Below are 23,195 nucleotides of genomic sequence, written 5' to 3'. Positions count from 1 at the left end.
CGGGTGTATCGAGAGAGGAAATCACAAAGCCAAGAGTATAGCAGAGGGTTCAGCGCGGCCGCTCAGTCGGCCTCGCGCTGGAACAGCAGCGCCATGGCCACAAGCACCAGCAGACTCCCCGGCAGCCACGCCCAGCCGATGCGCGCCGGCGTCTGAATGAACAACAGCAGCATGGAGACGAAGGGCACCAGATAGCCGTAGGCGGTGACCGTTCCCGGCGAGAGGACCGAGGTCGCCCGCTGCAGCAGCCAGAATGTCAGGGCGGTGGAGAAGAGCCCCAGATATACCAACAGCAGCAGGTCCTGCCCGCGCATCGTCGCCAACGACCCGACCGGCTCGAGGACCAGTCCCAGCAGCCCGATCAACAGGCCGCCGAGTCCCAGGCTCCAGAAGGTGCGTACTGCCGCCGAGTCGGGCAGTCGGCCGGTCACCAGTCCCCACTTGCTCAATACGGGATACAGGGCCGTGGACACACAGCCGAGAAAGAACACGCCCTCACCGATGCCGAAGCGCAGCTCGCCACCCTGCTCCAGCGACTCGGCGACCGCCAGACCCAGCGCCCCCGCCGCGCCCAGCAACAGGATCGCCGGCAGGCGCCAGGCCAACGGCTCGACCCCGAAGCCCAGCCCCAGGGCATAGCTCAGCAAGGGCACGGTCACGAAGAGAGTGGACATGGAAACGGCAGTGGCGTGATGCGCGGCCCAGAACATGGCGCCGAAAAAACCTGCCAGGCATAAACCCATCAAGCCGTACAGCGGCACGACACGCCTGGGCGGAACAAAGCCCGACGAGCGACGCGCCAGGTACCAGAGCCCGCCACAGGCGATGGCGAAACGCAGCGCGGTGAGTTGCAGCGGCGGCAACTCGCTCATCAGGCCCACGGCCGGGAATGACAGCCCCACCAACACCGCCCATAGCAGCATACCCAGGTGGGCGGCATGCGGCGAAGCGCTTGCCCTCACGCCTCCCAGACGATATCCAGCGACACCCCCGACAGCCCCTCCAGGGTCGCATTCACCCTACCCTCGAGCCGATCCAGGGTCTCGTCATCCAACGACTCGACCGCCACGATCAACCGATCCGGCTCGGCCTGCAGCAGACAGCTGCCCTCGTCGAAGGTAATGCGCGCCTGCGTCTCGTCGCGATCGACCGGTTGGGCACTCGCCCAATCCCGACACAGACGATCGACCAGTCCCTGGGCATCCTCGGCAGGAATTTCGGCTCGTGAAATCGGCATGGTAGTCTCCGCTCAGTTTGAGTGAATGCTCAGAGTAGGACGACGCCACCCCGAAGCGCCAGCCCTGCCGACGCACGTCATCCCCTCACTCCGCATGCCGCCCGCTGCGAAGGGAGACAGCAGGCGGGGGGCCTCAGGGTCTATGCTCTTCCACACGGCTCTATCACCCAGCTAGAGGACACAGCAATGATCGTCAACTGCGTGGCCTACGAGAAAGGACGCCGCTTGCGGGATATCCAGACCCACGAGATCGGCGACTACCTGGGGACACCGGACCGCTTCGTGTGGGTGGCGCTGCACAACCCCGACAAGGAGGAGATGGCCAGCTTCCAGCGGGTGTTCGGCCTGCATGAGCTGGCCGTTGAGGATGCCCTGAACGGGCACCAGCGTCCCAAGATCGAGGAGTACGGCGAAGCGCTGTTCATGATCATGCACATGATCACGATGCGCGACGACCAGCTGGAGGCCGGCCAGGTGGCCGTGTTCGCAGGCCCGGGCTATGTGCTGTCGGTGCGCCTTCACCCGGGCCGGGGGTTCTCCGAGGTACGTCAGCGCTGTGAGCACGAGCCAAAGCTGCTGCGGCATGGGCCAGCTTTCGTGCTCTATGCACTCATGGACACCATCGTCGACCGCTACTTCCCGGTTGTCGAGGCGTTGCAGGCCGAGCTCGAGAGCATCGAGGACGAGATTTTTGTCAGGGGCACGGCCCGCCGGAGCCTGGAGCGCCTCTACAAGCTCAAGCGCCAGACCATGAAACTCAAGCATGCCGCCATGCCCCTTGGCGAGGCCGCGGCTCACCTGTTCGGCGGCCGGGTGCCGGCACTCTGCCGCAAGACACGGGAATACTTCCGTGATGTCTACGATCACCTGCACCGCATCGAGTCATCGGTGGACACCATTCGCGAGATGACCATCACCGCGATCCAGGTCAACCTCTCGATGGTGGCCATCGACGAGGGTGAGGTCCACAAACGCTTGGCCGCCTGGGCCGCCATCTTCGCGGTGGCCACGGTTCTGGCCGGCATTTGGGGCATGAACTTCGCGCACATGCCCGAGCTTGACTGGCGACTCGGCTACCCCCTGGCCCTGCTGATGATGGGCCTGGCTTGCGGTGGATTGTATCTGCGCTTTCGACGTGCTGGCTGGCTGTAGCAAGGGCCGTCGGCATGCACGCCAATACATGAGTGATATAAGATACTCATTTGCCTGAGCAGCATGGCGTCGCAGACTAGAGTGTGCCCCGGGGGCAGCGGAAACCGGGAGCGCAAGAAGGAGTGCAGATGGATATGCGGCTTGACTGCCTGGCAAGGCTCAAGGTCGACCAGAGTACCGGGAGGCCCGCGCCACACCAGCCATGTCTTCTGTTGGCGATCATCTGCGAGATTCAGGCGGGTCATATCGTCTCTCCGCGAATCCAGATCGATACTCGTCTGATCGCTCGCTACCACGACATTTTCGAGACGGTGACGGGAGATCGACACCGAGCCCGACCATGGATGCCGATATGGGCGTTGAGAAACCGGGAAGGCCCCACCGGCAAGCTTTGGCGCCCCGAGTATGTCCAGGCCGTGCAGGGGGTAGCCGATCAGATGGGGCAACCGAAATCCATGAATCAGCTCGAACAACGCTTCGGCGCTGCCCAACTTGATCCGGCCCTGTTTTTGACCCTGCAGGATCCTGCCATTGCCCGGGAGGCCTGTGCGCTAATGGCCAACCGGTACCTGTCTTCTGACAAGGAGACCCATGCGCGACTTCAGGCCTATCTCGAGACGGCATTGGCTAGCGGCGAGTACGAGAAAGCCCCCGAACGCCTGACAGGCGAGGTTCGCGAATCAGACCAGAGCCAGGCCAGGTCCGCCGCCTTCCGCTCTCTGGTGCTGGAGGCCTACGATTATTGCTGCGCAGCCAGCCGGCGACGCTTCATCACCCCGGACTTTCGCTTCCTGGTCGAGGCCGCCCACCTGATTCCCTTCGCTGCAAGTCGTGATGATCGTCCCTGCAACGGCCTGGCGCTAACGCCAGACTTGCATTGGGCGATGGACAACCACCTGATCGCTCCGGGACCGGATAGGAATTGGCACGTCAGCCCCATGGTCGATTCGCTAGTGGAAGATAACCAGTGGCTGTGGCGGCTGGACAAACAGCCACTGGTGCTGCCTAGGGACGAGCGGTTCCATCCCCACGAAGATGGCCTGGCATGGCGAATCGACCACCTGCAGCGCTGATCGGCAAAGCTCAGAACGCAACAGAACCCCGGCATCGAGTGATGCCAGGGCTCTATCGTTTACCGGTGAAGACACCTTACGGCTTCATGTCCTCGAAGAACCGCTTCACGCCGTCGAAGAAGTTGCTCTTCTTCGGCGAGTGGCTGTTGCTGCCACTCAGGCTGTCTTGGAACTCGCGCAGCAGGTCCTTCTGGTGCTCGCTGAGCTTGACCGGGGTCTCGATGACCACCTTGCACAACAGGTCGCCTGGCAGGCCTCCACGGACCGGCTTGATGCCCTTGGCCTTGAGCCGGAACACCTTGCCGGTCTGGGTTTCCGGCGGAATCTTCAGCTTGACCCGGCCATCCAGCGTCGGCACTTCGAGCTCACCGCCCAGGGCGGCATCCACGAAGTTGATCGGTACCTCGCACTGCAGGTGACGGCCATCGCGCTGGAAGATGTCGTGCGGCCTGATGTTGGCCTGCACGTAGAGATCCCCCGGCGGACCACCGTTGATCCCCGCTTCGCCTTCGCCGTTGAGGCGTATGCGATCGCCGGTATCGACACCAGCCGGAATCTTCACCGAGAGGGTGCGTGTCTCGCGTACCCGGCCTTCGCCGTTACACTTGTGGCACGGCACCTTGATGTGCTGGCCGCTGCCGTGACAGGTCGGGCAGGTCTGCTGCACGGCGAAGAAGCCCTGCTGCATGCGCACCTGGCCGTGGCCCTGGCAGGTCGGACAGGTGTCCTTGGAAGAGCCCGGCTCGGCGCCCCCGCCATCGCAGCGCTCGCACTCCACGTGACGCGGCACGCGGATGTCGACGGTCGTGCCGGCTACTGCACTTTCGAGATCGAGCTCGAGGTTATACCGAAGATCGCTGCCGCGAGCCGGCGCATTGGGATGCCGACGCCCGCCGCCACCGCCAAAAATATCGCCGAACACGTCGCCGAAAATATCGCTGAAACCTCCGGCCCCGGCGCCACCGCCGCCGAAACCGCCGGCCTGACCTTCGACCCCGGCGTGTCCGAACTGGTCGTAGGCGGCCCGTTTCTCCTCGTCGCTCAGAATCTCGTAGGCTTCGGAGACCTCACGAAATTTTGCCGCCATCGTATCGTCATCGGGGTTGCGGTCGGGGTGGTATTTCTGGGCGAAGCGTCGATAGGCCTTCTTGATGTCTTTCTGATCGGCCCCACGCTCGACGCCCAGCACCTCGTAATAATCGCGTTTGGACATGGGTCCATGCGCCTCCTGGTCTACGCAGTTAACGCCTTGGCCGCGGAAACGGCAACGCGGGAGTCGAGTCAGACCCCCGCGCTACCGTCGTCCAAGGCATGGCCGTGGCGGTTATTGCTTCTTCTGGTCGTCGTTGACTTCCTCGTACTCGGCGTCGACCACGTCATCTTCCTGCTTGGTGCCGGCCTCATCGCCACCACCCTCGGACTGCTGGGCGGCATCGGCCTGGGCCGCATACATCTTCTGCGCCAGGTTGCCGGACGCTTCGGTCAACTTGTCCAGCTTGGCCTGGATGTCGTCCTTGTCGTCGCCCTTGATCGCTTCCTCGAGCTCGGAGATGGCCGTCTCGATAGCCTGTTTCTCCTCGTCGCCCGCATGCTCGCCGGCTTCCTCGAGGGTCTTGCGCGAGGCGTGGATCATGCCATCGGCCTGGTTGCGCAGCTGCACCAATTCCTCGAACTTCTTGTCCTCATCGGCGTGAGCCTCGGCGTCTTGGACCATCTGCTCGATCTCGTCCTCGGAAAGACCGCTGGAAGCCTTGATGACGATCGACTGTTCCTTGCCGGTGGCCTTGTCCTTGGCCGAGACGTTGAGGATGCCGTTGGCGTCGAGATCGAAGGCGACCTCGATCTGCGGCACGCCGCGCGGCGCCGGCGGAATGTCGGCGAGGTCGAAGCGGCCCAGCGACTTGTTGCCGCTTGACTGCTTGCGCTCGCCCTGCAGCACGTGAATGGTCACGGCTGTCTGATTGTCGTCCGCGGTCGAGAAGGTCTGAGTCTTCTTGGTCGGGATGGTGGTGTTCTTCTCGATCAGCGGCGTCATCACGCCACCCAGGGTCTCGATGCCCAGGGTCAGCGGGGTCACGTCGAGCAGCAGCACGTCCTTGACGTCGCCGCCGAGTACACCACCCTGAATCGCCGCACCCACGGCCACGGCCTCATCCGGGTTGACGTCCTTGCGCGCTTCCTTGCCGAAGAAGTCGGCCACGCTCTTCTGCACCATGGGCATGCGGGTCTGACCGCCGACCAGGATCACGTCGTCGATCTCGGAGGCGGACAGGCCGGCATCGGCCAGCGCGGTCTTGCACGGCCCCATGGAGCGCTTGACCAGCTCCTCCACCAGCGACTCCAGCTTGGCGCGGGTCACCTTGACGTTCAGGTGCTTGGGACCGGTGTTATCAGCGGTGATGTAGGGCAGATTGACATCGGTCTGCTGAGCGCTGGACAGCTCGATCTTGGCCTTCTCGGCGGCTTCCTTGAGGCGCTGCATGGCCAAATTGTCGCCGGACAGGTCGATGCCGCTGTCGGACTTGAACTGAGCGACCAGGTAGTTGATCAGCTGCATGTCGAAGTCTTCGCCACCCAGGAAGGTGTCGCCGTTTGTGGCCAGCACCTCGAACTGGGTCTCGCCGTCGACATCGGCCACTTCGATGATGGAGATATCGAAGGTACCGCCGCCCAGGTCATAGACCGCGATGGTCTTGTCGCCGCGCGACTTGTCCATGCCGTAGGCAAGCGCAGCCGCGGTCGGCTCGTTGATGATGCGCTTGACCTCGAGACCGGCGATGCGGCCGGCATCCTTGGTGGCCTGGCGCTGGGAATCATTGAAGTAGGCCGGCACGGTGATGACCGCCTCGGTGACTTCTTCACCCAGGTAGTCTTCCGCGGTCTTCTTCATCTTCTTGAGGATTTCCGCGCTGACCTGCGGCGGTGCCAGCTTCTTGCCCTTCACTTCCACCCAGGCGTCGCCGTTGTCGGCCTCGGTGATCTTGTAGGGCACCATCTTGATGTCCTTCTGAACGACATCGTCTTTGAAACGACGGCCGATCAGACGCTTGATGGCGTAAACCGTGTTGTGCGGATTGGTAACCGCCTGGCGCTTGGCCGCTTGTCCCACCAGCGTCTCGCCATCATCGGTGTAGGCGATGATGGAGGGCGTGGTACGCGCGCCTTCAGCGTTTTCGATCACCTTTGCGCTGTCGCCGTCGAGCACGGCCACGCAGGAGTTGGTGGTCCCCAGGTCAATACCGATGATGCGTCCCATATGAGCTCCTCAAAATCGTTTCAGTGTTACCGGAAATTGTGTTCTGCGGCGTTTACCGCGGGGTTGTCGTGTATCTGGGGGCCGCCGGCAGCATTTCAAGGCCTGCGACTCGCAATTGTTGATTGTCCTCAGCTCGCCGCCTGACTGACGACGACCATCGCCGGGCGCACCAGGCGTCCATTGAGCAGGTAACCCTTCTGCATCACCTCCATGACGCTATTGGGCTCGAGGTCTGCATTGGGGACCATCGCAATGGCCTCGTGGTACTGCGGATCGAAGGGCTCGCCATGGGGCTCCACGGCTTCGACGCCGAACTTGTTCAGCACATCGAGTTGCAGCTTGAGCGTCATCGACACCCCTTCGCGGTGCACGTCGCTGGCGCCGTCTTGCATGGCCTCCAGCGCCTTCTCGAGGCTGTCGACGACCGGCAGCAATTCCTTGACGAATTTCTCGAGCGCGAACTTGCGCGCCTTGTCGGCTTCCTGCTCGGCGCGACGACGGACGTTCTGCGCCTCGGCAGCGGCACGCAGCGACTGATCCTTGGCCTCGGCCAGGCTCTGCTCAAGCTCATCGACCCGCGCGGCCAGCATCTCCGCCTCAGGATTGTCGACCGTCTCGTCAGGCTCGGGGGTCTCGATCGGCGCAGCCTGCTCGGCAATCTCTTCGGCCTCATCGGCGCCTTCGATCGCCGCGTCCTGCTCGACTTCGTCGGGCTTGCGGTCGGCCTGAGGCTCGTCTTCCCGCTCCTGGCGGGCGAGTTCCTCATCCAGTGGGGTCTGGGGATCGTTGGCCATATACATCTCCTGAAATGCGCATGTCGGATTATCAGTGCGGCCATCGCGCCGCTGCATAAACGTTGTCGATCGATGGACGTGCCACCGAAGAACATGAGTCTGTCGAGGTATATGGGGCTGGTGGCGTCGATCTCAAGCCGTCATCGCGCGACGCCTTAACCTCGTGCATTGCCGGCGACCATTGACTACTGTATAAAAAACCAATATCGAAATGCACAGGCCGCCCTTCCGGGCAGCCTCCGGGAGTGATCATGCTGACAGAGCTTTCCCTTCGCGACTTCGCCATCGTCGACCACCTCGAGCTGGAACTTTCCAGCGGCATGACCGCCATCACTGGAGAGACCGGGGCCGGCAAGTCGATCCTACTCGGCGCGCTGGGGCTTTGCCTCGGCGAGCGCGCCGATGCCGGCAGCGTACGGCACGGTAGTGAACGCGCCGACCTCACCGCCCGCTTCGACCTTAGCCAGCTACCGGCTGCCCGTACCTGGCTCGAGGCACGCGAACTGCCCACGGACGACTGTCTGCTGCGCCGCGTACTTACCAAGTCGGGACGCTCCAAGGCGTGGATCAACGGCCAACCGGCGACCATCGCCGATCTCAAGGCGCTGGGCGAGCGGCTCATCGAGATACACAGCCAACATGCTCACCAGGCGCTGTTGCGCGAAGAGACCCACCTGCGGCTGCTCGACGACTTCGCCGGGCAGCGCCAGGCAGTGGCCGCCCTGGGCGATACCTTCCGCCGCTGGCAGTCCACACGACGGCGCCTCAAGCGTCTGGCCGAGGACGGCGACGAACTGAACGCCCGGCGGCAACTGCTGCGCTACCAGGTCGACGAACTCGACCAACTGGCACTCGCCGAGGGAGAGCTCAAGGCGCTTGAAGACGAGCAGGAAGAGCTCGCTCATGCCGAAGAGCGTTTGCGCGAAACGCAGTTCGCCGCCGAGTGCTGCGACCACGACGACGGCGGCGCCATGACGCTGCTCAACCAGGCGATCAGTCGATTAACGGCCCTGCCGGGGAGCGACCGCGGCCGCCTCGCCGATTGCCTGGGCATGCTGGGCGAGGCGCGCATCCAGGTCGAGGAGGCTGCACGCGAGCTCAACCACCTCGCTGGTGTCACGGAGCTCGACCCCGAGCGCCTGGCATGGGTCGAGGAACGACTAAGCGAAGTGCATCGTATCGCGCGCAAGCATCATGTGATGCCCGAGGAATTGACCTCGCTGCACCAAACGTTGCGGGAATCCCTCGAAGGACTCGAAGGCAATGAAGGCGACCTGGAAACCCTGGCGACCGAGGCGGAAACCCTGCGCGACACCTGGAAGGAGCAGGCCCGCCTGATTGGCGAGGTACGCCGTCAGGCCGCGCCACGCTTCGCCAAGGCCGTCCAGGAGCAGCTCGCCTTTCTGGCGATGGCCAAGGCACGCTTCGAGGTCGAGGTCGAGGAGCGTGATACCCCGACGCCCGAAGGACTCGAGACAGTACGCCTGCTGATTAGCGCCAACCCTGGGCAGCCAACGCGCCCGTTGTCCAAGGTTGCCTCCGGCGGCGAACTCTCCCGCATCAGTCTGGCCATCCTGGTGGTGGCGGCGCGCCATTCGACCATTCCGACCCTGGTCTTCGACGAGGTGGACGTGGGGGTGTCGGGTGCGACAGCCGAGATCGTCGGCCAGCTGCTGCGCCGCCTCGGCGAGCAAGGCCAAGTGCTGACCGTGACCCACCTGCCCCAGGTGGCGGCACAGGCCCATCAGCACCTGCATATCGAGAAGCAGGCCGAGCAAGACACCACGCTTACCCGCATGGCACTGCTCGACGAGGCCGGGCGGGTCAGCGAGCTGGCGCGCATGCTGGGCGGCGTGAATCTCTCTGATCGCACGCTCGCCCATGCCCGGGAGATGCTGGACGCCAGTCAACATCCCCACCATTAGAGCCATCGACCTGCCGTCTAACAACGGCCTGAGTCGACGACGCTTTTTGAACAACACTCGCACAACGACAGCGGCCCCGATCGATGATCGGGGCCGCTGACAGTCAGCAGAAACTTACTGACGTCACTTCTTCTGAATGCCTTCCTGGCGGGTAACGCGTGAGCCACTCGGCCGCACGTACAGCACCAAAGCGTGGTCAACCAGCTCGAAGCCGTGCTCTTCGGCGATTTCCTGCTGGCGTCGCTCGATGGTCTCATCGAAAAACTCGATAATCTCGCCGCTTTCCAGGCACACCATATGATCATGATGCTCTTCCTGGGAGATTTCGAAGACCGCATGGCCGCCATCGAAATTGTGCCGCACCACGAGTCCTGCGGACTCGAACTGGGTCAGCACGCGATAGACGGTGGCCAGACCAACATCTTCACCCGCTTCGAGAAGCGACTTGTAGACGTCTTCTGCACTCAGGTGATGCTGTCCTGGTGCGTTCTCGAGAATCTGAAGTATCTTGACGCGCGGCAGGGTCACCTTGAGACCGGCCTTGCGCAATTCATGGTTCTTGTCGGCCATGGTCGCTCTTCGCAGTATCGGGTAGGGTCGGGTATGATCGACCGAATCCACGATAGTGAAGAACGGGCGCAAATGCAAAAGCTGACTGGAATCATCACCCTCTCTGCCGTCCTGCTACTCAGCAGCGGCTGCAGTTACTTCGGTGTTTACAAGCGTGACTTGCCTCAGGGCAACCTGGTAACCGCTAACATGGTTGGCCAGCTGCAAACCGGCATGAGCCGCGACCAAGTGGTCAACGTCATGGGACGCCCGCTGCTCGAAGCGCCCTTCGAGGCCAACGAGTGGGACTATGTGTTTCGTCTCGACGAGGCCTATGGCGGGGTCGAACAGCGCCGCGTGACGCTAACCTTCAGTGGCGACCGGCTCGTCAATGTTGAGCGCCAGGGCAATCTCGACAACGACATCGAAGTACGCGCAGACGATGACATCGGCCCTCGTTCCGATGAGTCGGCGATGGACGCCTTCCCCGCCACCGAGGCGGTGCCCGAGAACGAAGGCAGGATTCCCATGGGCGGGGAGCCGGCTCAAGAGCCCTGAGCCTGTTTTGCGTCGCGTCCCATCGGCTCAGCGCTTGGTTCGCGACGCGCGCGCGACCCGAGCGGCCTTGGGATCGATCTGAAGCGGCCGGTAGACCTCGACGCGATCGCCCGCCTTGAGCACATATTGATCCGGAGCCTTCAGCAGCGCGCCGAAGATTCCCAGGTCAGCATCGCGGAAAGTGGCGGCATTACACTCGGGGAAATGCGCCTCCAGTCGGGCCAGCATTAACGCCTCGCGCGCCGTGGTGCCGCCGGGGACCGAGAGCTGGATGATGCGTTGCTCGCTAGGCAACGCATAGGCGACTTCGATATTAATGGGCTCAGCGGCCATAAATCTCGTCGGCGCGGCGGGTGAAGGAATCCACCAGCTGCCCCGCGACCTGCTGGAAGAGCTTGCCAAAGGCCATGCCCAGCAGCCGACTGGCGAACTCGAACTCCATCTCCAGGCTGGCCTTGCAGGCCGCATCGCCCATCGGTGTGAACAACCAACGACCATTCAGGCGCTTGAACGGGCCGCTGACCAGCGACATCTCGATGCGTTCGGGTGCAAAAAGATCGTTGCGGGTCATGATGCTCTGCTCTATGCCGGCGCGTCCCAACGTCATCTCACCGATCAGGTGGTCCGCGTCATGCTCGATCAAGCGCGAGCGGCGGCAACCCGGAAGAAATTCCGGATAGCTCTCGAAATCATTCACGAGGTCGAACATCTCCCGCGGGGTATGCCGCACTATGGCGGAACGATTTACCGTTGGCATTGAGCTCTCCGCTGACTTCACAGTGCCCAGGGCGTATCATGAGCGGTTGTTTAGACCCTTGAATGGTACCACGCTTCCCTCCACTTCGAAGGGTGAGCCGCCACCGGCAGATACAGGAAAGAGGTTTCATGGCCAACAAGAAAGGCAAGGGCAAGGGTCCCGGCAGCAACGTCATCGCCTTGAACAAGAAGGCGCGGTTCGAATACCACATTGAAGAAACCTTCGAGGCGGGCCTGGTGCTGGCCGGCTGGGAAGTGAAGAGCCTGCGCGCTGGCAAAGCACAGCTGACCGATACCTACATTCTGATCAAGAATGCCGAGGCTTGGCTACTGGGCAGTCATGTCCTGCCTCTCAACACCACCAGCACGCATGAAGTGGCCGACCCCACCCGTACGCGCAAGCTGCTGCTGCACCGCAAGGAGATCGCCAAGATCTTCTCGCGCACCCAGGACAAGGGGCACACCTGCGTACCCCTCAAGCTCTACTGGAAAGGCAACAAGGTGAAGTGCGAGCTGGCGCTGGTGACCGGCAAGAAGCAACACGACAAGCGCGCCACCGAAAAGAACCGCGACTGGCAACGTCAGAAAGGGCGGATCATGCGTGAACAAAACAAGTCGTGAGGTGTCACAGAGCCACCTGCCCTGTTAGACTTGGCAGTTATGGGGGCGACATGGCTTCGACGCCGGTGACAACCCTTGCGGTGCATGCCGAGAGCGTGATGTATCTCGTAAATACAACATCACGAACTAATAGTCGCAAACGACGACAACTACGCTCAGGGCGCGCTGGCAGCCTAACAGCTGTTAGCTTCTAGCCCGGCCCCAAAGTGATGTGCCCATTCATCACGGCGGGGATAAGAGCGACGATTGATGGGATCGCGACTGACGGCGTCTTCACGTCAGTTGCTAAAACTTTGAAGAATCGCGTTGCTGGAGCCTGCTCGTCGGCGCCAGTCGCGTTAAACCAAATGACGAAACTAAGCATGTAGAGCCAATGGGCGAGTACCGGCGGACGCGGGTTCAATTCCCGCCGCCTCCACCACTCAAGCATACGAATCAAGCACCTACGGGTGCTTTTTTCGTTTTGAAGAACTGATCAATTCCGGGCGGTAAGCTGTCCCAGGAATGGGGCGAGCGGATCCGCCTTCGGCGACATCACCGCGTTGCTTGCCATTACAGCGATTTGAGATATTCGATCACCGCGCGGCGCTCCTCCTCGCTCAGGTCATCACCGAAGTAATGGCCGCCGTTGTCGTAGCCAGGCAGCGTTGTGTCGTAGATATGCACCCGCTCGGCCGGGTCGTCGGCGGCATCCTTGCCGCCCTCCAGCACCTCGTGGCGCCAGCCCATCGCCTCCGCGTCGTGCTCCCGCGTCTCGGCATGGCGCCAGTAGCGGGGTCGCAACCGGCTGTCGAGCAGGGCCGCGAGGCTCGGCACCGAGCCGTTGTGCAGATAGGGCGCCACCGCCCAGATTCCGTCCAGCGGCGGGGCGATATATCCCTTCGCCGGCGCCGCCCGCACGGTGCCGTCATGCGGAGAGCGCTCCACCCATTCGTAGAAGCGGTCGAGGCTGCCGTCGGTCATGGTCGCGGCATAGAGGGGGTCGGTCCCGATCTCCTCAAGCGGGATGACCCGATTGGGATAGCTGGGGGCTTCGCCGTAGGTGCCGTGGCAGCTCGCGCAATTCGCCTCGAATACGGGCCGCCCCTCGGCGGCGAGCGCCGTGTCGATTTCCCCCGGAAAGACGGGTGGCGCGAGGCTTTCGAGATAGGCGCGTATGTCCGGAGCGTATGCGTCGATCTCGCGCAGTTCCTCAACCGTGTCGGCGCACAGGAGTGATGCAAACAGCATGTAGCGCGAATGGTCGCCCCGGCCGATGGTGGTATAGAACATGGCGTTCTTCTTGCCCATCCACCACCAGGGCGGGGTGCGAAGGGGCACCGGCGTCTCGGGCGGCGGCTCGAGCAGCGGGGTGTCTGACCAGGCCATGGTTTCGGGGTCGCGGTGCGCCATCAGCGCCCAGCTGAGGTTGGTGGCCGGATTCATGCCGATGGTGTCGGTCTGGATATAGGCCGCGATGCCCTCGATCCGGTCGGCCCAGTGCTGCCAGGCGGCGGTCTGTGCCGGGCCGCGCACGTAGCGGCCGACCTGATTGACCAGGCTGCGCGGATCAACAGTGAAATCTGCGAATGCATCACCCAGCCCGACCACCACCTCGTCGCCGATACGTGCCGCATGGCAGACCAGGCAGTTGTTCGAGACGATCTCGACGTCGTCGGCATTAACATGGGCGGTGAGGAAATAGGGCAGCTCGGCATTATGGCCTTTACGGCCCGGCAGCAGGTCTGCCGGGTCGGTTTCGGGCGCCAGACGGCGCCAGGCCTCGTGCGGCATGCCGCAGCTGACATAGGGTTCGTTGACCAGCGCATGGTAGCCCGCTACCGGATCGCCCGGACGCTGCTCGGTCGCCGGGACCTCCCCGGTGGGCGAGCGGTGCCGCTCCGGATTGGCACCGGATGAGGAAGGCAGAAATCCGCCCAGCCAGGCAATCGCCAACCCCGCGACCGCCAGGGTGACGACGGCGCCGCCGATCACGATCCGCCGTTTCATGGCGCTCTCCCTGTCATCAGTTCCCGTATCCCGTCAGCTGCAACGTCCCCAGCCCGGAAACCGGACGGTCGCCATGTTGCCCTTGCGCTCGTACCAGACCCGACCAGACACTGACCATGAAGGCGTGCTCCTGCGCATCCATCACCGGGGTTATGACGAGTTGCAGATCTCCAAGCCGCAGCCGCCAGTGCACGGGCCAGGCAGCCTCCGCGCCTTGCCAGCGGCGCGCCAGTTCCAGCTGCGCTGCGTCGTCGTCGAAGGCGACGACGTTGCCTTCCGTATCGATCAGGAGCGCTTCCACCGTCGGCGTGCCTGCCCCGTCGAGGCGGCGCGACCGGACGACCGAAAGCTCCGACCCGTCGTCGAGCTGCACTTGCAGCCGGTCCGATGCCACGGGCGAGCCGCCAGGGATCGGCAGCTCGCCCCACAGATGCTCGAACCAGGCGGTACCGGAAACCGACCGCTGGCCCGATTGCGTCTCGACGGTGCCTTCGGCGTGCAGCCGGCTGAAAGCGTAGCCGCGAAAGGGCACCGCCTCGCCGTCCAGCCGAAGGGGCGCCTTTTCAGGCGTCAGGTTCAGCTCGACCCGGTTATCGCCCGGACCCGAGCTCAGGGTCCACTGGTCCGGATCCGCCCGGGCCGGAAATGCCAGCAACCAGTTGTCGAAACGAAGCTCACCGAGGTTCGCCTCATATCCTGCAAGCCCCACCATGCCGCGAGCGAACTGCTCCTGAGCGACGACGGTCGCGTCAGCCGCCTCGACCAGCACGACGTGGCCGCGGAAGAGTTCCCGCGCCTCCCAGGCCGAGGTCGGCGGCGGCGCCTCGGGGCCGGCAAGACCGATGCGAAAAAGCAGAAACTGGACCCCGACGGGCTGGCCATCTTCATCCGCAAGGTGCGCCGACACATGCCATAACTCCGTGCTGGCTTCGGAGTGCACGCCATGATCCGCCGGAAGCGCCAGTTCCCAAGGACCCGCCAGCCGGTCGAATTCTTCTGCCGCGATGTCCGCTGCAGCCGAGATCCAATCGGATTCCTGCAACGGCGCAGACTGGGTCGGCTCGGAACCCCGCGGTGAGGCGAGAAAGTATGATACGACAGCTGCGGCAATCGCTATCACTACTGCGACAACGCCCCAGATGCGCCGTGTCATCATCTTCGTTCACTCCTTTATCTTCCAAGACCTCGCGTGATGCGGTGTTGACCTTCCCCCGCAAAACGCTCGGCAGGATGGCACCCCGGCCATTGCGGTTCAGTCCCCCAGCCCAGCACTTTTGTGTTGAATGCGACCAGACAGCTGGCTTCCGGCCAGACGACGCACCGTGACTACAGTATTCCCGCTTGTTCCGGAAATTACCAAGACGGCTTTTTTCGACGCCCACCTGTTGCGGCACCCAGTACGCCGAGCATCATCCAGCCTGAGCCTTGGCTATGGATGTGCTTCCATTCTTCCTATCGGCAATCTCCTACACGCTAACTTGACGCGCATCAACGTCTGGTCGCTGGATAGCAGCTAATTTGGATGTATAGAGACACGGAGGGCTCAATAAGGAAGAGCGAGCTGCAAGCTCGATGCACACAAGGATGCGCGGATAGGATGCCGCGATAAGCGGACAAGGATGAGAACGTAAAAGCCCAACCTGTGAAGGTTGGGCTTTTTTCTATCAGGCTCGCCGGTTTCTACCGGGCTTTAACGTTGAGTGGCTCACTCCGCCGCTTGGTCCAGCGCGGCTTGCGGTTCGCACAGCGTAGGTGACAGGCGCCGCCGGCGTTGGGCGTGCTGGCGCCGTGTAGGATCCCCCCACCGGCGAGACGCAAGTGGTGATCCTCCAAGCCAGCCTGGGTAGGGAAGAGCAGCGCAACGTGGACTAAAGTGGACTCCAATATTCGGACAACGGTTTAAGCTGTTGCCGAGCCTTCGCATTGGGATGCCACCGAGATCATCGAGAAGCGAGCGGAAAACGTATAACCCTGGATTCAGGGCGCAGGACGCAATCGATTACCTTGTGGCACTACAACTACAAGCCACGGATAAGAACGCAAATTAACCGTCAAAATCATGCGTAAGTTCGGGACACCCATGAACTTACTCATACCCGTAGGGCCTCTTACTTACTCACGCCCCTTTCGAGTAGTTGGGTGTCCCTTATTTGCTGCTGATAGCCGGAGTTGTTTGGCGAGTCAGGCGGCCTATTGCAGAAACTCCAGGATGAGGATGATCGCGGTATCAACCCACCGGACTGTTGGCAGGCTATTCGCTCATGTCTTGGCGCTTTGAGCGCTCCTCCCGACGCCGCTTGCGAATGGTACTGGTCTTTATGAATGGCAAGAGTTTTAGCAGAGCCGTAACAACGCGTGAACGATAGTACTCGACGCGAATGATGAAGCGGACAGCCCAGTGTTCCTTCCCCAGCTTGTCCTTGGCCGCTGTCATCGCTGCATTGCTTCCGGCGTTGCGGACGCTGGACAGGCGGAACAGTTCAATCTGTCGGAGCAGGGCCGATTGTCTCAGCAGCGGCAGTGGACGAAGAAGCCTTATCAGCCGAGTGGACTTGAGTATTTCGTGAAGCAGCGGAAAGGACAACAGGATAATCAATACCGATAGCCAGTTATCTTTTGTGGTTTTCCAGCGGTCTTGCGAGATGGCCATGTAGAAAGTATATTCGACCGCGAACACTGCCCAGATCAGCCAGTCGGCGACTGTGATCAGGGGGTGTTCCACTTCTAACCAGTAAGCAATCGTCAGCGGTACGGTCAGTATGGCGGCAATGATGACCCCAAAGGTCAAATAATTGCTGAGCGACTCTTCAAGCGCCGATCCAAGCCTCAATCGCATCGGCTTCCTCCCGCCTCCCTGAATGGCCGCCCGCTGGTGCGCGCACGGCGATGGATAGCGTGACGTTTTGAATTTTTGTTTCTTTGCATGATGTGCTCGTTATCATGACAGACTGTTCGCCACAATAGGCCGAAGTCAGCCTAGCAGCAGTACGGTGTCAAACATAAATGTGGCTGTCCATGTTGGCTGATCGCGGTATGTGCGCAAGCGCACCTACCCTTGGCTGGCATCATCCTAGTTTGGCGTATAGCTCGACTTGATTCAGGCATTTCAGGACAATAATCGTTGCCCCCAACACAAGGCGTTGACGTTCACGACGAGGGCTCCTGACGCTTTCACGATCGTCGTTGCGGCTCTACAGGTCGATGGATTTTGGGTAGAGGCGCGGAGCAATTGCCACAGTGGGAAGGAGTCTCATGGAATCAGAGCGCTGGATCAGGACCGACACGATACTACTGACGGCGGGGCTTCTGCTGATCGGCTACCTCCTCGGGGATTTACTCCTGCTCGTGTTCGCGGCCGTGCTGCTTGCGGTCGGGCTCGACGGGCTCGCGCGGGCGATCGCGGGGCGGCTGCCTGTCTCCCGCGGGTGGGCGCTCGTGGGTGTCACGATCGGCATCACGGCGATCATTGTCGGTTCGTTGGGCATGTCGGCGGCAGGCCTTGTGCAGCAGTTCCGGGAAGTAAGCGAGACGCTGGTCTATTTCGCAGAGCGCATGCAGGCCTGGCTCACGGAAGAAGCCGGAATAAACATGATGGCGGAGATGAATGACGAGAACGGCGGTCTCGCCGGAGCCGTGGGCAAAATGGCGGGACATGTAATGACGGCGGTCGGCGCCGTCACGAGCCTTATCATCCTTGTCGTCCTCACGCTTTTCCTTACAGCGAAACCGGCACTCTACCGGCGGGGGGCGGTGCGCCTCGTGCCGCCGGACAGACGGCTGCTGGTGGAGGACACGCTATCCGCGCTCGCCCATGCGCTGCGCTGGTGGTTTCTCGGGCAACTCGTGTCCATGGCGTTCCTCGGGGTCACGGTTGGGCTCGGGCTCTTCCTGCTCGGCATCGATCTCTGGTTTGCGCTCGGACTCCTAACAGCGCTGCTTACCTTCGTCCCGTTCATCGGTCCGCTCATTGCGGCAGTGCCGATCGTGGCGGTGGGATTTACCGAGGGTATGCAGACGGGGTTGATCGTGCTGTTCGGCTACCTCGTGATTCAGAACATCGAGGGAAACGTCTTGATGCCTATGATCCAACACAAGGCGGTCGACCTTGCGCCAGCGCTCCTGATCACCGTGCAGGTACTTCTCGGTCTCATTTTCGGGGCGGCTGGGCTGATCCTCGCCGCACCGCTCACGATCGTGGCAATGGTTGCGGTACAGAAGCTCTGGGTGGAACACATGCTGGGGGATAAGGTGACGTAAAGTGAAGTGGCCCCCGAAATTCGGAACAGGCGCTAAGCTCCGATCCTTCCGACAGGAGAATCTGTTCATGAGCAGAAAACGCCGGCAGTATGACAGCAACTTCAAGGCCAAGGTGGCCCTTGCCGCCCAAGCAGTAACGCGAGGCAGGACAAGGGCGGGACTGGTGTCGGCTTAGACAAACTCGGGATCGTCGGTCCTAACGGTCACCGCGTCATCCCCTTCCGATACCATGATCGAGAACTCACCGCCGCCCAGATACGTGACGGCATGGCCCTCCCGTGTCGTGAAGGACGGTAGCCCATGATGGGTAGCCCCGGCATGCTGCAGGTCGCTGAGGTCGCGGACACTGACGAACATGTCGATGATGTACTCTCGGCCCTGATCATCGAAGGCCATGATAGTCTTTTCTTGGGGATTCACCGTGCTTACCTCGCGTCTAGGTACGTCGTTAACATCCATAGCAGTGGAGTCGAGTGCTGGCCAACGCGTGCGGCCATCGCGACCCCTTTCCCCTGAAGCGTCTCCTCCTACACTTTAGTCGAAAGCCTGGCAAGAAAAGCACTTGCTACCGGCCTCGCTGGGCGCCATCATCAGCGCCCAGGAAGCACGCGAGACCAGGGTGGCGTCGGCTCCGGGCATGCTGCGGCAGCCCAAATTTCGATAAGACCCTATCCTTATTGTCATTTCCCGATCTGGAATCGAGACACCATGAGCAAAGTCCTGATTATCGGCGCCGGTGGCGTCGGTGGCGTAGTCACCCACAAGTGCGCCCAGCACCCTGAAGTCTTTTCGGAGATCTGCCTGGCGAGCCGCAACGAAGCGAAATGCAAGGCGATCGCTGCCCAGCTGGATCGCCCGATCCAGACCGCTCAGGTTGACGCCGACAACGTCGAGGATCTGGTCAAGCTGATCGAGTCCTTCAAGCCGGATGTGCTGATCCATGTGGCCCTGCCCTATCAGGACCTGACCATCATGGAGGCCTGTTTGCAGACCGGCGTGCCCTACCTGGATACCGCCAACTACGAGCACCCCGACGAGGCCAAGTTCGAGTACAAGGAGCAGTGGGCCTATCAGGACCGCTATGCCAAGGCGAACCTCATGGCCACCCTGGGCTGCGGCTTCGACCCCGGCATGACCAACATCTACTGTGCCTGGGGCCAGAAGAACCTGTTCGACGAGATCCACCGGATCGATATTCTGGACGCCAACGGCGGCGACCACGGCTATCCGTTCGCTACCAACTTCAACCCAGAGATCAACATCCGCGAGATCACCGCCAACGGTCGCTACTGGGAAAAGGGCGAGTGGAAGGAAACCGCGCCGCTGGCGGAGAAGCGCACCTTCAACTTCGAGGGCATCGGCGAAAAGGACCTCTACCTGCTCTACCACGAAGAGATGGAGTCGCTGTCCCAGAACATCCGCGGGCTCGAGCGCATCCGCTTCTGGATGACCTTCTCCGAGAAGTACATCACGCATTTGAAGGTACTCGAGAACGTCGGCATGACCAGCATCGAGCCGATCGAGTTCGAGGGTCGCCAGATCACCCCGCTGCAGTTTCTCAAGGCCGTCCTGCCCGATCCGTCCACGCTCGGCCCGCGCACCAAGGGCAAGACCAACATCGGCGTGATTCTCGACGGCATCAAGGACGGCAAGCGACGCAAGGTGCATATCTACAACATCTGCGACCACGAGGCTTGCTACCGCGAAGTGCAGTCCCAGGCGATCTCCTATACCACCGGCGTGCCGGCGGTGACCGGCGCCATGCTGATGCTTCAGGGCCTGTGGAAGGGCGATGGCGTGTTCAACGTCGAGCAGCTCGACCCGGACCCCTTCATGGAGCGCATCGGCGAGATGGGCCTGCCGTGGCAGATGGTCGAGCTCGACCCAGACACCGACCCGCTGGCCTGATCGCCTGATATGAACGACTCAGCTTACCCCTTCGACATTCAGGCCTGCCCCTCTCCCGCCTATGTCGTGGACGATGCGCTGCTGCGCCGTAACCTGGACCTGCTCGCGCAAGTCCAGGAGCTGAGCGGTGCTCGCATCCTGCTGGCGCTGAAGGGTTTCGCCATGTGGGACGCCTTCCCTCTGATCAGCCAGTACCTGGTCGGCACGACCGCCAGCGGCCAGGACGAGGCGCGCCTGGGAGCGGAGACCTTCGGCGGCGAGGTGCACGCCTACTCGCCGGCCTTCACTGAAACGGAGATGGACGTAGTGCTGCGCTATGCAGACCATCTCAGCTTCAACTCTCCCGCCCAGTGGCGGCGCTTCCGTCAGGCTGTCGCAGCATCGCCGCGCACGATCTCCTGCGGCCTGCGCGTCAACCCGGAGTATTCGACCGGCGCGGTGCCCCTCTATGATCCTTGCGCCCCAGGATCGCGCCTCGGCACTCGCGCCGCTGACCTCGCCCAAGCGGACCTGGCGGGTTTGGAGGGCCTGCATTTCCACGCCCTCTGCGAGCAGAACAGCGACGCCCTGGAGCACACCCTGGAGGCATTCGAGGCAAAGTTCGGCCACCATCTGGTCGGCATGACATGGGTGAACTTTGGTGGCGGCCATCACATCACCCGCGACGACTACGACGTCGAACGGCTGCTACGAGTGATCCGCAACTTCAAGGCGCGCTATCCACACCTCACGGTCTATCTGGAACCCGGCGAGGCGATCGCACTCAACACCGGCTTTCTGGTCTGCAGCGTATTGGATATTGTCGAGAACGACGGCACCATCGCCATCCTCGACACCTCGGCCACGGCGCATATGCCCGATGTACTGGAGATGCCTTATCGCCCCGATATCATCGGCGCGGGCAAGCCTGGCGAAAAGGCCTACACGTACCGTCTGGGCGGCCTGACCTGCCTTGCCGGCGACGTAGTGGGCGAGTACAGCTTCGATGCCCCGCTTGAGATCGGCGACCGACTCATGTTCACCGACATGGCCCACTACACCATGGTCAAGACCAGCACCTTCAATGGCATGCGCCTACCATCGATCTGCCGGGTCGACGAGACGAGCCGCAAGGTGCGAACGGTGAAGACCTTCGGCTACGAGGACTACAAGCAGCGCCTGAGCTGAGTCACCGCAACACCCCTGAATGGAAACGCCACGGCCCTGCGCTTGAAACATCGGAGGCCGTGGCGTTGTTCATGGCTTTGTACGGCGATCACACTGCTACCCAGCTACCCTCGATATTCGAGGTCTCGATGGCATCGATCATGCGATTGACCCGCCAGGCCTCGCGGAAATCCGGGTAGAGCGGTTTGTCGGACACGATGCCCTCCACCAGGTCGCGGATCTCGATGATCTTCTGGTCGTTGTAGCCCAGGCCGTGACCAGGGGCAGGACTGAAGGCCGCGTAGTCCGGATGTTCGGGTCCCATCAGCAGGGTGCTGAAGCCTCGACGCCCCTCATGCCCCTCATGCTTGTAGAGCTGCAGCTCGCTCATTCGCTCTTGATCGAAAATAATCGTGCCCTTGGTGCCAGTGAGGGTGTAGGCCAAGCCCATCTTGCGCCCGCTGGCTACCCGGGAGGTCTCGATATTGCCGATCAGGCCGCCATCGAAGCGCAGCAACGCCTGCGCCTGATCGTCGTTCTCCACCTCGCCCATGGCACCACTGCCATCAGATAGCGGGCGCGAGGGAAACACCGTCTGAAGCTGACCAAATACCTCGTCGATGCGCTGACCGGTCAGGTACTCCGCCATGTTGAGAATATGTGAGCCCACATCGCCCAGGGCCCCTGCTCCGGCAGTGGCCCGCCACGTGTGCCAATCCTGAGGCTTGGCCGGGTCGGCAAGGTAGTCCTCGTTGTGGCGACCGCGGAAATGGATCAACTCGCCGATCTCGCCACTATGGACAATCTCCCTGGCCAGTTGGGTGGCCGAGTTGCGGATATAGTTGAACCCCACCAGGGTCTTCACCCCAGCTTTTTCTGCCGCTTCGACCATCTCCTGCGCATCCGCGGCAGAGAGCGCCAGCGGCTTCTCAGTGTAAACGTGCTTGCCCGCGGCGATGGCGGCCAAGGCCATTTCCTTGTGCAGAAAGTTGGGCGCACAGATGTCCACCACGTCCACGTCAGGGTCCTCGACCAAGGCTTTCCAGTCGCCGGTGGAACGAGTGAAGCCGAGTGCGCAAGCCTTGCGAGCAGCCAGCTCGTCGTCGACGTCGGCGAGCAGCTCACAGACCGGTGTGGCGGGGAGTGAGAAGACGGTGGGAGCGGCCTTGAGAGCGATGGCGTGGGCCTTGCCCATGAAGCCGGTGCCGATCAGGCCAAACTTGAGATCTGTCATCTTGCTGTCCTCACACGGCATGGCGGCGCCGGACTTCTCGGCCCGACGCCGCAATGGTTGGGAAAGTATAGAGCGCTTCAGTGCGTGGGCATGGTGAAGTGGTTGGTCTCCTCGCGGATGCCGCTGGGCCAGCGTTGGGTGATGGTCTTCATGCGGGTGTTGAAGCGCACGCCATCGGGGCCGTGCATGTGCAGCGGACCGAACAGCGAGCGCTTCCAGCCACCGAAGCTGTGGAAGGCCATCGGCACCGGGATCGGCACGTTGACGCCGACCATGCCGACCTGGATCTGCTCGCAGTACTGGCGCGCGGCGTCACCGTCGCGGGTGAAGATGGCGGTGCCGTTGCCGAACTCGTGGGCGTTGACCATCGCCACGGCATCGTCGAAGCTCGCCGCTCGCGCAATGGCCAGCACCGGACCGAAGATCTCCTCGCGGTGGATACGCATGGCCGGCGTGACGTGATCGAACAGTGAGCCACCCAGGAAGAAACCGTCGCCAGCCCCCTCGACCGCGGTGTCGCGGCCATCGACCACCAGGTCGGCGCCCTCGTCCACGCCGACCTGGATATAGCCCTTGACCTTCTCCAGGTGCTCGCGGGTGATCAGTGGGCCCATGTCATTGTCGGGGCCCTCGACCAGACCGGGCCCCACGGTGAGCTGCTTGAGCTCGGCCACCAGCTTCTCGCGCAGGCGGTTGGCGGTCTCCTCGCCCACCGGCACCGCCACCGAGATCGCCATGCA

22 protein-coding genes and 1 other RNA gene are annotated in these 23,195 nt (G+C 62.3%); 9 read left to right on the top strand and 14 right to left on the bottom strand.

Features of this window, described 5'->3' with window-relative positions:
• Positions 1-62: 62 nt before the first annotated feature.
• Together KG088_RS16255 and KG088_RS16250 are read right to left on the bottom strand one after the other, a co-directional pair.
• Positions 63-962, bottom strand: a complete 900-nt coding sequence (locus tag KG088_RS16255) for an EamA family transporter (protein ID WP_319941461.1) — start codon at positions 960-962, stop codon at positions 63-65.
• Positions 959-1,237, bottom strand: coding sequence for a DUF2218 domain-containing protein (locus KG088_RS16250; RefSeq protein WP_213827162.1), 279 nt, complete (start codon positions 1,235-1,237; stop codon positions 959-961). Before KG088_RS16250 ends, KG088_RS16255 begins: the two co-directional genes overlap by 4 nt.
• A 186-nt stretch (positions 1,238-1,423) precedes the next feature.
• On the opposite strand from KG088_RS16250, the gene corA reads away from it, so the two are divergent.
• Both corA and KG088_RS16240 read left to right on the top strand, forming a co-directional pair.
• Complete coding sequence (corA, locus tag KG088_RS16245; RefSeq protein WP_213827154.1) at positions 1,424-2,389, top strand: magnesium/cobalt transporter CorA; 966 nt, start codon at positions 1,424-1,426, stop codon at positions 2,387-2,389.
• 128 nt (positions 2,390-2,517) lie between these two features.
• A complete protein-coding gene (locus KG088_RS16240; protein ID WP_213827151.1) occupies positions 2,518-3,462 on the top strand; it encodes an HNH endonuclease in 945 nt (314 codons plus the stop codon).
• Between the two features lie 76 nt (positions 3,463-3,538).
• On the opposite strand, the gene dnaJ is transcribed toward KG088_RS16240, so the two are convergent.
• The 3 genes from dnaJ to grpE all read right to left on the bottom strand — a co-directional run bounded on the left by dnaJ (position 3,539) and on the right by grpE (position 7,512).
• Complete coding sequence (gene dnaJ, locus KG088_RS16235; RefSeq protein ID WP_213827149.1) at positions 3,539-4,675, bottom strand: molecular chaperone DnaJ; 1,137 nt, start codon at positions 4,673-4,675, stop codon at positions 3,539-3,541.
• A 111-nt stretch (positions 4,676-4,786) separates the two neighbouring features.
• Positions 4,787-6,718, bottom strand: coding sequence for a molecular chaperone DnaK (gene dnaK / locus KG088_RS16230; protein WP_213827147.1), 1,932 nt, complete (start codon positions 6,716-6,718; stop codon positions 4,787-4,789).
• A gap of 128 nt (positions 6,719-6,846) precedes the next feature.
• A complete protein-coding gene (grpE, locus tag KG088_RS16225; RefSeq protein ID WP_213827145.1) occupies positions 6,847-7,512 on the bottom strand; it encodes a nucleotide exchange factor GrpE in 666 nt (221 codons plus the stop codon).
• A gap of 251 nt (positions 7,513-7,763) precedes the next feature.
• On the opposite strand from grpE, the gene recN reads away from it, so the two are divergent.
• Complete coding sequence (gene recN / locus KG088_RS16220; protein ID WP_213827143.1) at positions 7,764-9,437, top strand: DNA repair protein RecN; 1,674 nt, start codon at positions 7,764-7,766, stop codon at positions 9,435-9,437.
• 123 nt (positions 9,438-9,560) lie between these two features.
• Here the strand turns inward: recN and fur are convergent, their stop codons facing one another.
• On the bottom strand, positions 9,561-10,007 hold the full coding sequence (gene fur, locus KG088_RS16215; protein ID WP_213827141.1) for a ferric iron uptake transcriptional regulator: 447 nt from the start codon (positions 10,005-10,007) through the stop codon (positions 9,561-9,563).
• Between the two features lie 72 nt (positions 10,008-10,079).
• Between fur and KG088_RS16210 the strand changes: the two genes are divergently transcribed.
• Complete coding sequence (locus KG088_RS16210) at positions 10,080-10,544, top strand: outer membrane protein assembly factor BamE (RefSeq protein WP_213827139.1); 465 nt, start codon at positions 10,080-10,082, stop codon at positions 10,542-10,544.
• 27 nt (positions 10,545-10,571) lie between these two features.
• Here the strand turns inward: KG088_RS16210 and KG088_RS16205 are convergent, their stop codons facing one another.
• Both KG088_RS16205 and KG088_RS16200 read right to left on the bottom strand, forming a co-directional pair.
• Positions 10,572-10,877, bottom strand: coding sequence for an RnfH family protein (locus tag KG088_RS16205; RefSeq protein WP_213827137.1), 306 nt, complete (start codon positions 10,875-10,877; stop codon positions 10,572-10,574).
• Entirely contained in the window at positions 10,867-11,301 is a 435-nt protein-coding gene (locus KG088_RS16200; RefSeq protein WP_213827136.1) for a type II toxin-antitoxin system RatA family toxin, read from the bottom strand. The genes KG088_RS16205 and KG088_RS16200 overlap by 11 nt, the downstream gene beginning before the upstream one ends.
• A gap of 128 nt (positions 11,302-11,429) precedes the next feature.
• On the opposite strand from KG088_RS16200, the gene smpB reads away from it, so the two are divergent.
• The gene (smpB, locus tag KG088_RS16195; RefSeq protein ID WP_213827134.1) at positions 11,430-11,921 is read left to right on the top strand and encodes an SsrA-binding protein SmpB; all 492 of its coding nucleotides are present in this window, start codon (positions 11,430-11,432) and stop codon (positions 11,919-11,921) included.
• Between the two features lie 41 nt (positions 11,922-11,962).
• Positions 11,963-12,342, top strand: a transfer-messenger RNA (tmRNA) gene (gene ssrA, locus KG088_RS16190).
• Positions 12,343-12,473: 131 nt separating this feature from the next.
• On the opposite strand, the gene KG088_RS16185 is transcribed toward ssrA, so the two are convergent.
• The 3 genes from KG088_RS16185 to KG088_RS16175 form a co-directional block, all read right to left on the bottom strand.
• The gene (locus KG088_RS16185; RefSeq protein WP_213827132.1) at positions 12,474-13,910 is read right to left on the bottom strand and encodes a c-type cytochrome; all 1,437 of its coding nucleotides are present in this window, start codon (positions 13,908-13,910) and stop codon (positions 12,474-12,476) included.
• A 16-nt stretch (positions 13,911-13,926) separates the two neighbouring features.
• Positions 13,927-15,066: a lipocalin-like domain-containing protein gene (locus KG088_RS16180; RefSeq protein ID WP_213827130.1), complete on the bottom strand. Its 1,140-nt coding sequence runs from the start codon at positions 15,064-15,066 to the stop codon at positions 13,927-13,929.
• Positions 15,067-16,161: 1,095 nt separating this feature from the next.
• Positions 16,162-16,746, bottom strand: a complete 585-nt coding sequence (locus KG088_RS16175) for an ion transporter (protein ID WP_213827128.1) — start codon at positions 16,744-16,746, stop codon at positions 16,162-16,164.
• 416 nt (positions 16,747-17,162) lie between these two features.
• Here KG088_RS16175 and KG088_RS16170 point away from each other — a divergent pair, with 416 nt between their 5' ends.
• On the top strand, positions 17,163-18,167 hold the full coding sequence (locus tag KG088_RS16170; protein ID WP_213827126.1) for an AI-2E family transporter: 1,005 nt from the start codon (positions 17,163-17,165) through the stop codon (positions 18,165-18,167).
• A 171-nt stretch (positions 18,168-18,338) separates the two neighbouring features.
• Here the strand turns inward: KG088_RS16170 and KG088_RS16165 are convergent, their stop codons facing one another.
• Positions 18,339-18,563 carry a hypothetical protein gene (locus KG088_RS16165; RefSeq protein WP_213827125.1) on the bottom strand — a complete coding sequence of 75 codons (225 nt, stop codon included), beginning with the start codon at positions 18,561-18,563 and terminating at the stop codon, positions 18,339-18,341.
• A gap of 312 nt (positions 18,564-18,875) precedes the next feature.
• On the opposite strand from KG088_RS16165, the gene KG088_RS16160 reads away from it, so the two are divergent.
• On the top strand, positions 18,876-20,075 hold the full coding sequence (locus KG088_RS16160) for a saccharopine dehydrogenase family protein (RefSeq protein ID WP_213827123.1): 1,200 nt from the start codon (positions 18,876-18,878) through the stop codon (positions 20,073-20,075).
• Positions 20,076-20,084: 9 nt separating this feature from the next.
• Complete coding sequence (nspC, locus tag KG088_RS16155; protein WP_213827121.1) at positions 20,085-21,242, top strand: carboxynorspermidine decarboxylase; 1,158 nt, start codon at positions 20,085-20,087, stop codon at positions 21,240-21,242.
• Between the two features lie 88 nt (positions 21,243-21,330).
• Here nspC and KG088_RS16150 read toward each other — a convergent pair whose 3' ends face one another.
• Together KG088_RS16150 and KG088_RS16145 are read right to left on the bottom strand one after the other, a co-directional pair.
• Positions 21,331-22,455 (bottom strand): Gfo/Idh/MocA family protein, encoded by a 1,125-nt coding sequence (locus tag KG088_RS16150; protein ID WP_213827120.1) that lies wholly within the window; start codon positions 22,453-22,455, stop codon positions 21,331-21,333.
• 77 nt (positions 22,456-22,532) lie between these two features.
• Positions 22,533-23,195: aldehyde dehydrogenase family protein (locus tag KG088_RS16145; RefSeq protein ID WP_213827119.1), on the bottom strand; the 663-nt coding region annotated here is incomplete at its 5' end.

Origin of the sequence: Halomonas jincaotanensis (genome assembly GCF_018448785.1) — a bacterium.
In the GTDB taxonomy this organism is placed as follows: Bacteria; Pseudomonadota; Gammaproteobacteria; order Pseudomonadales; family Halomonadaceae; genus Halomonas; species Halomonas jincaotanensis.
The sequence above is the reverse complement of the archived record's forward strand: the minus strand, read 5'-3'. Positions and strand labels throughout refer to the sequence as shown.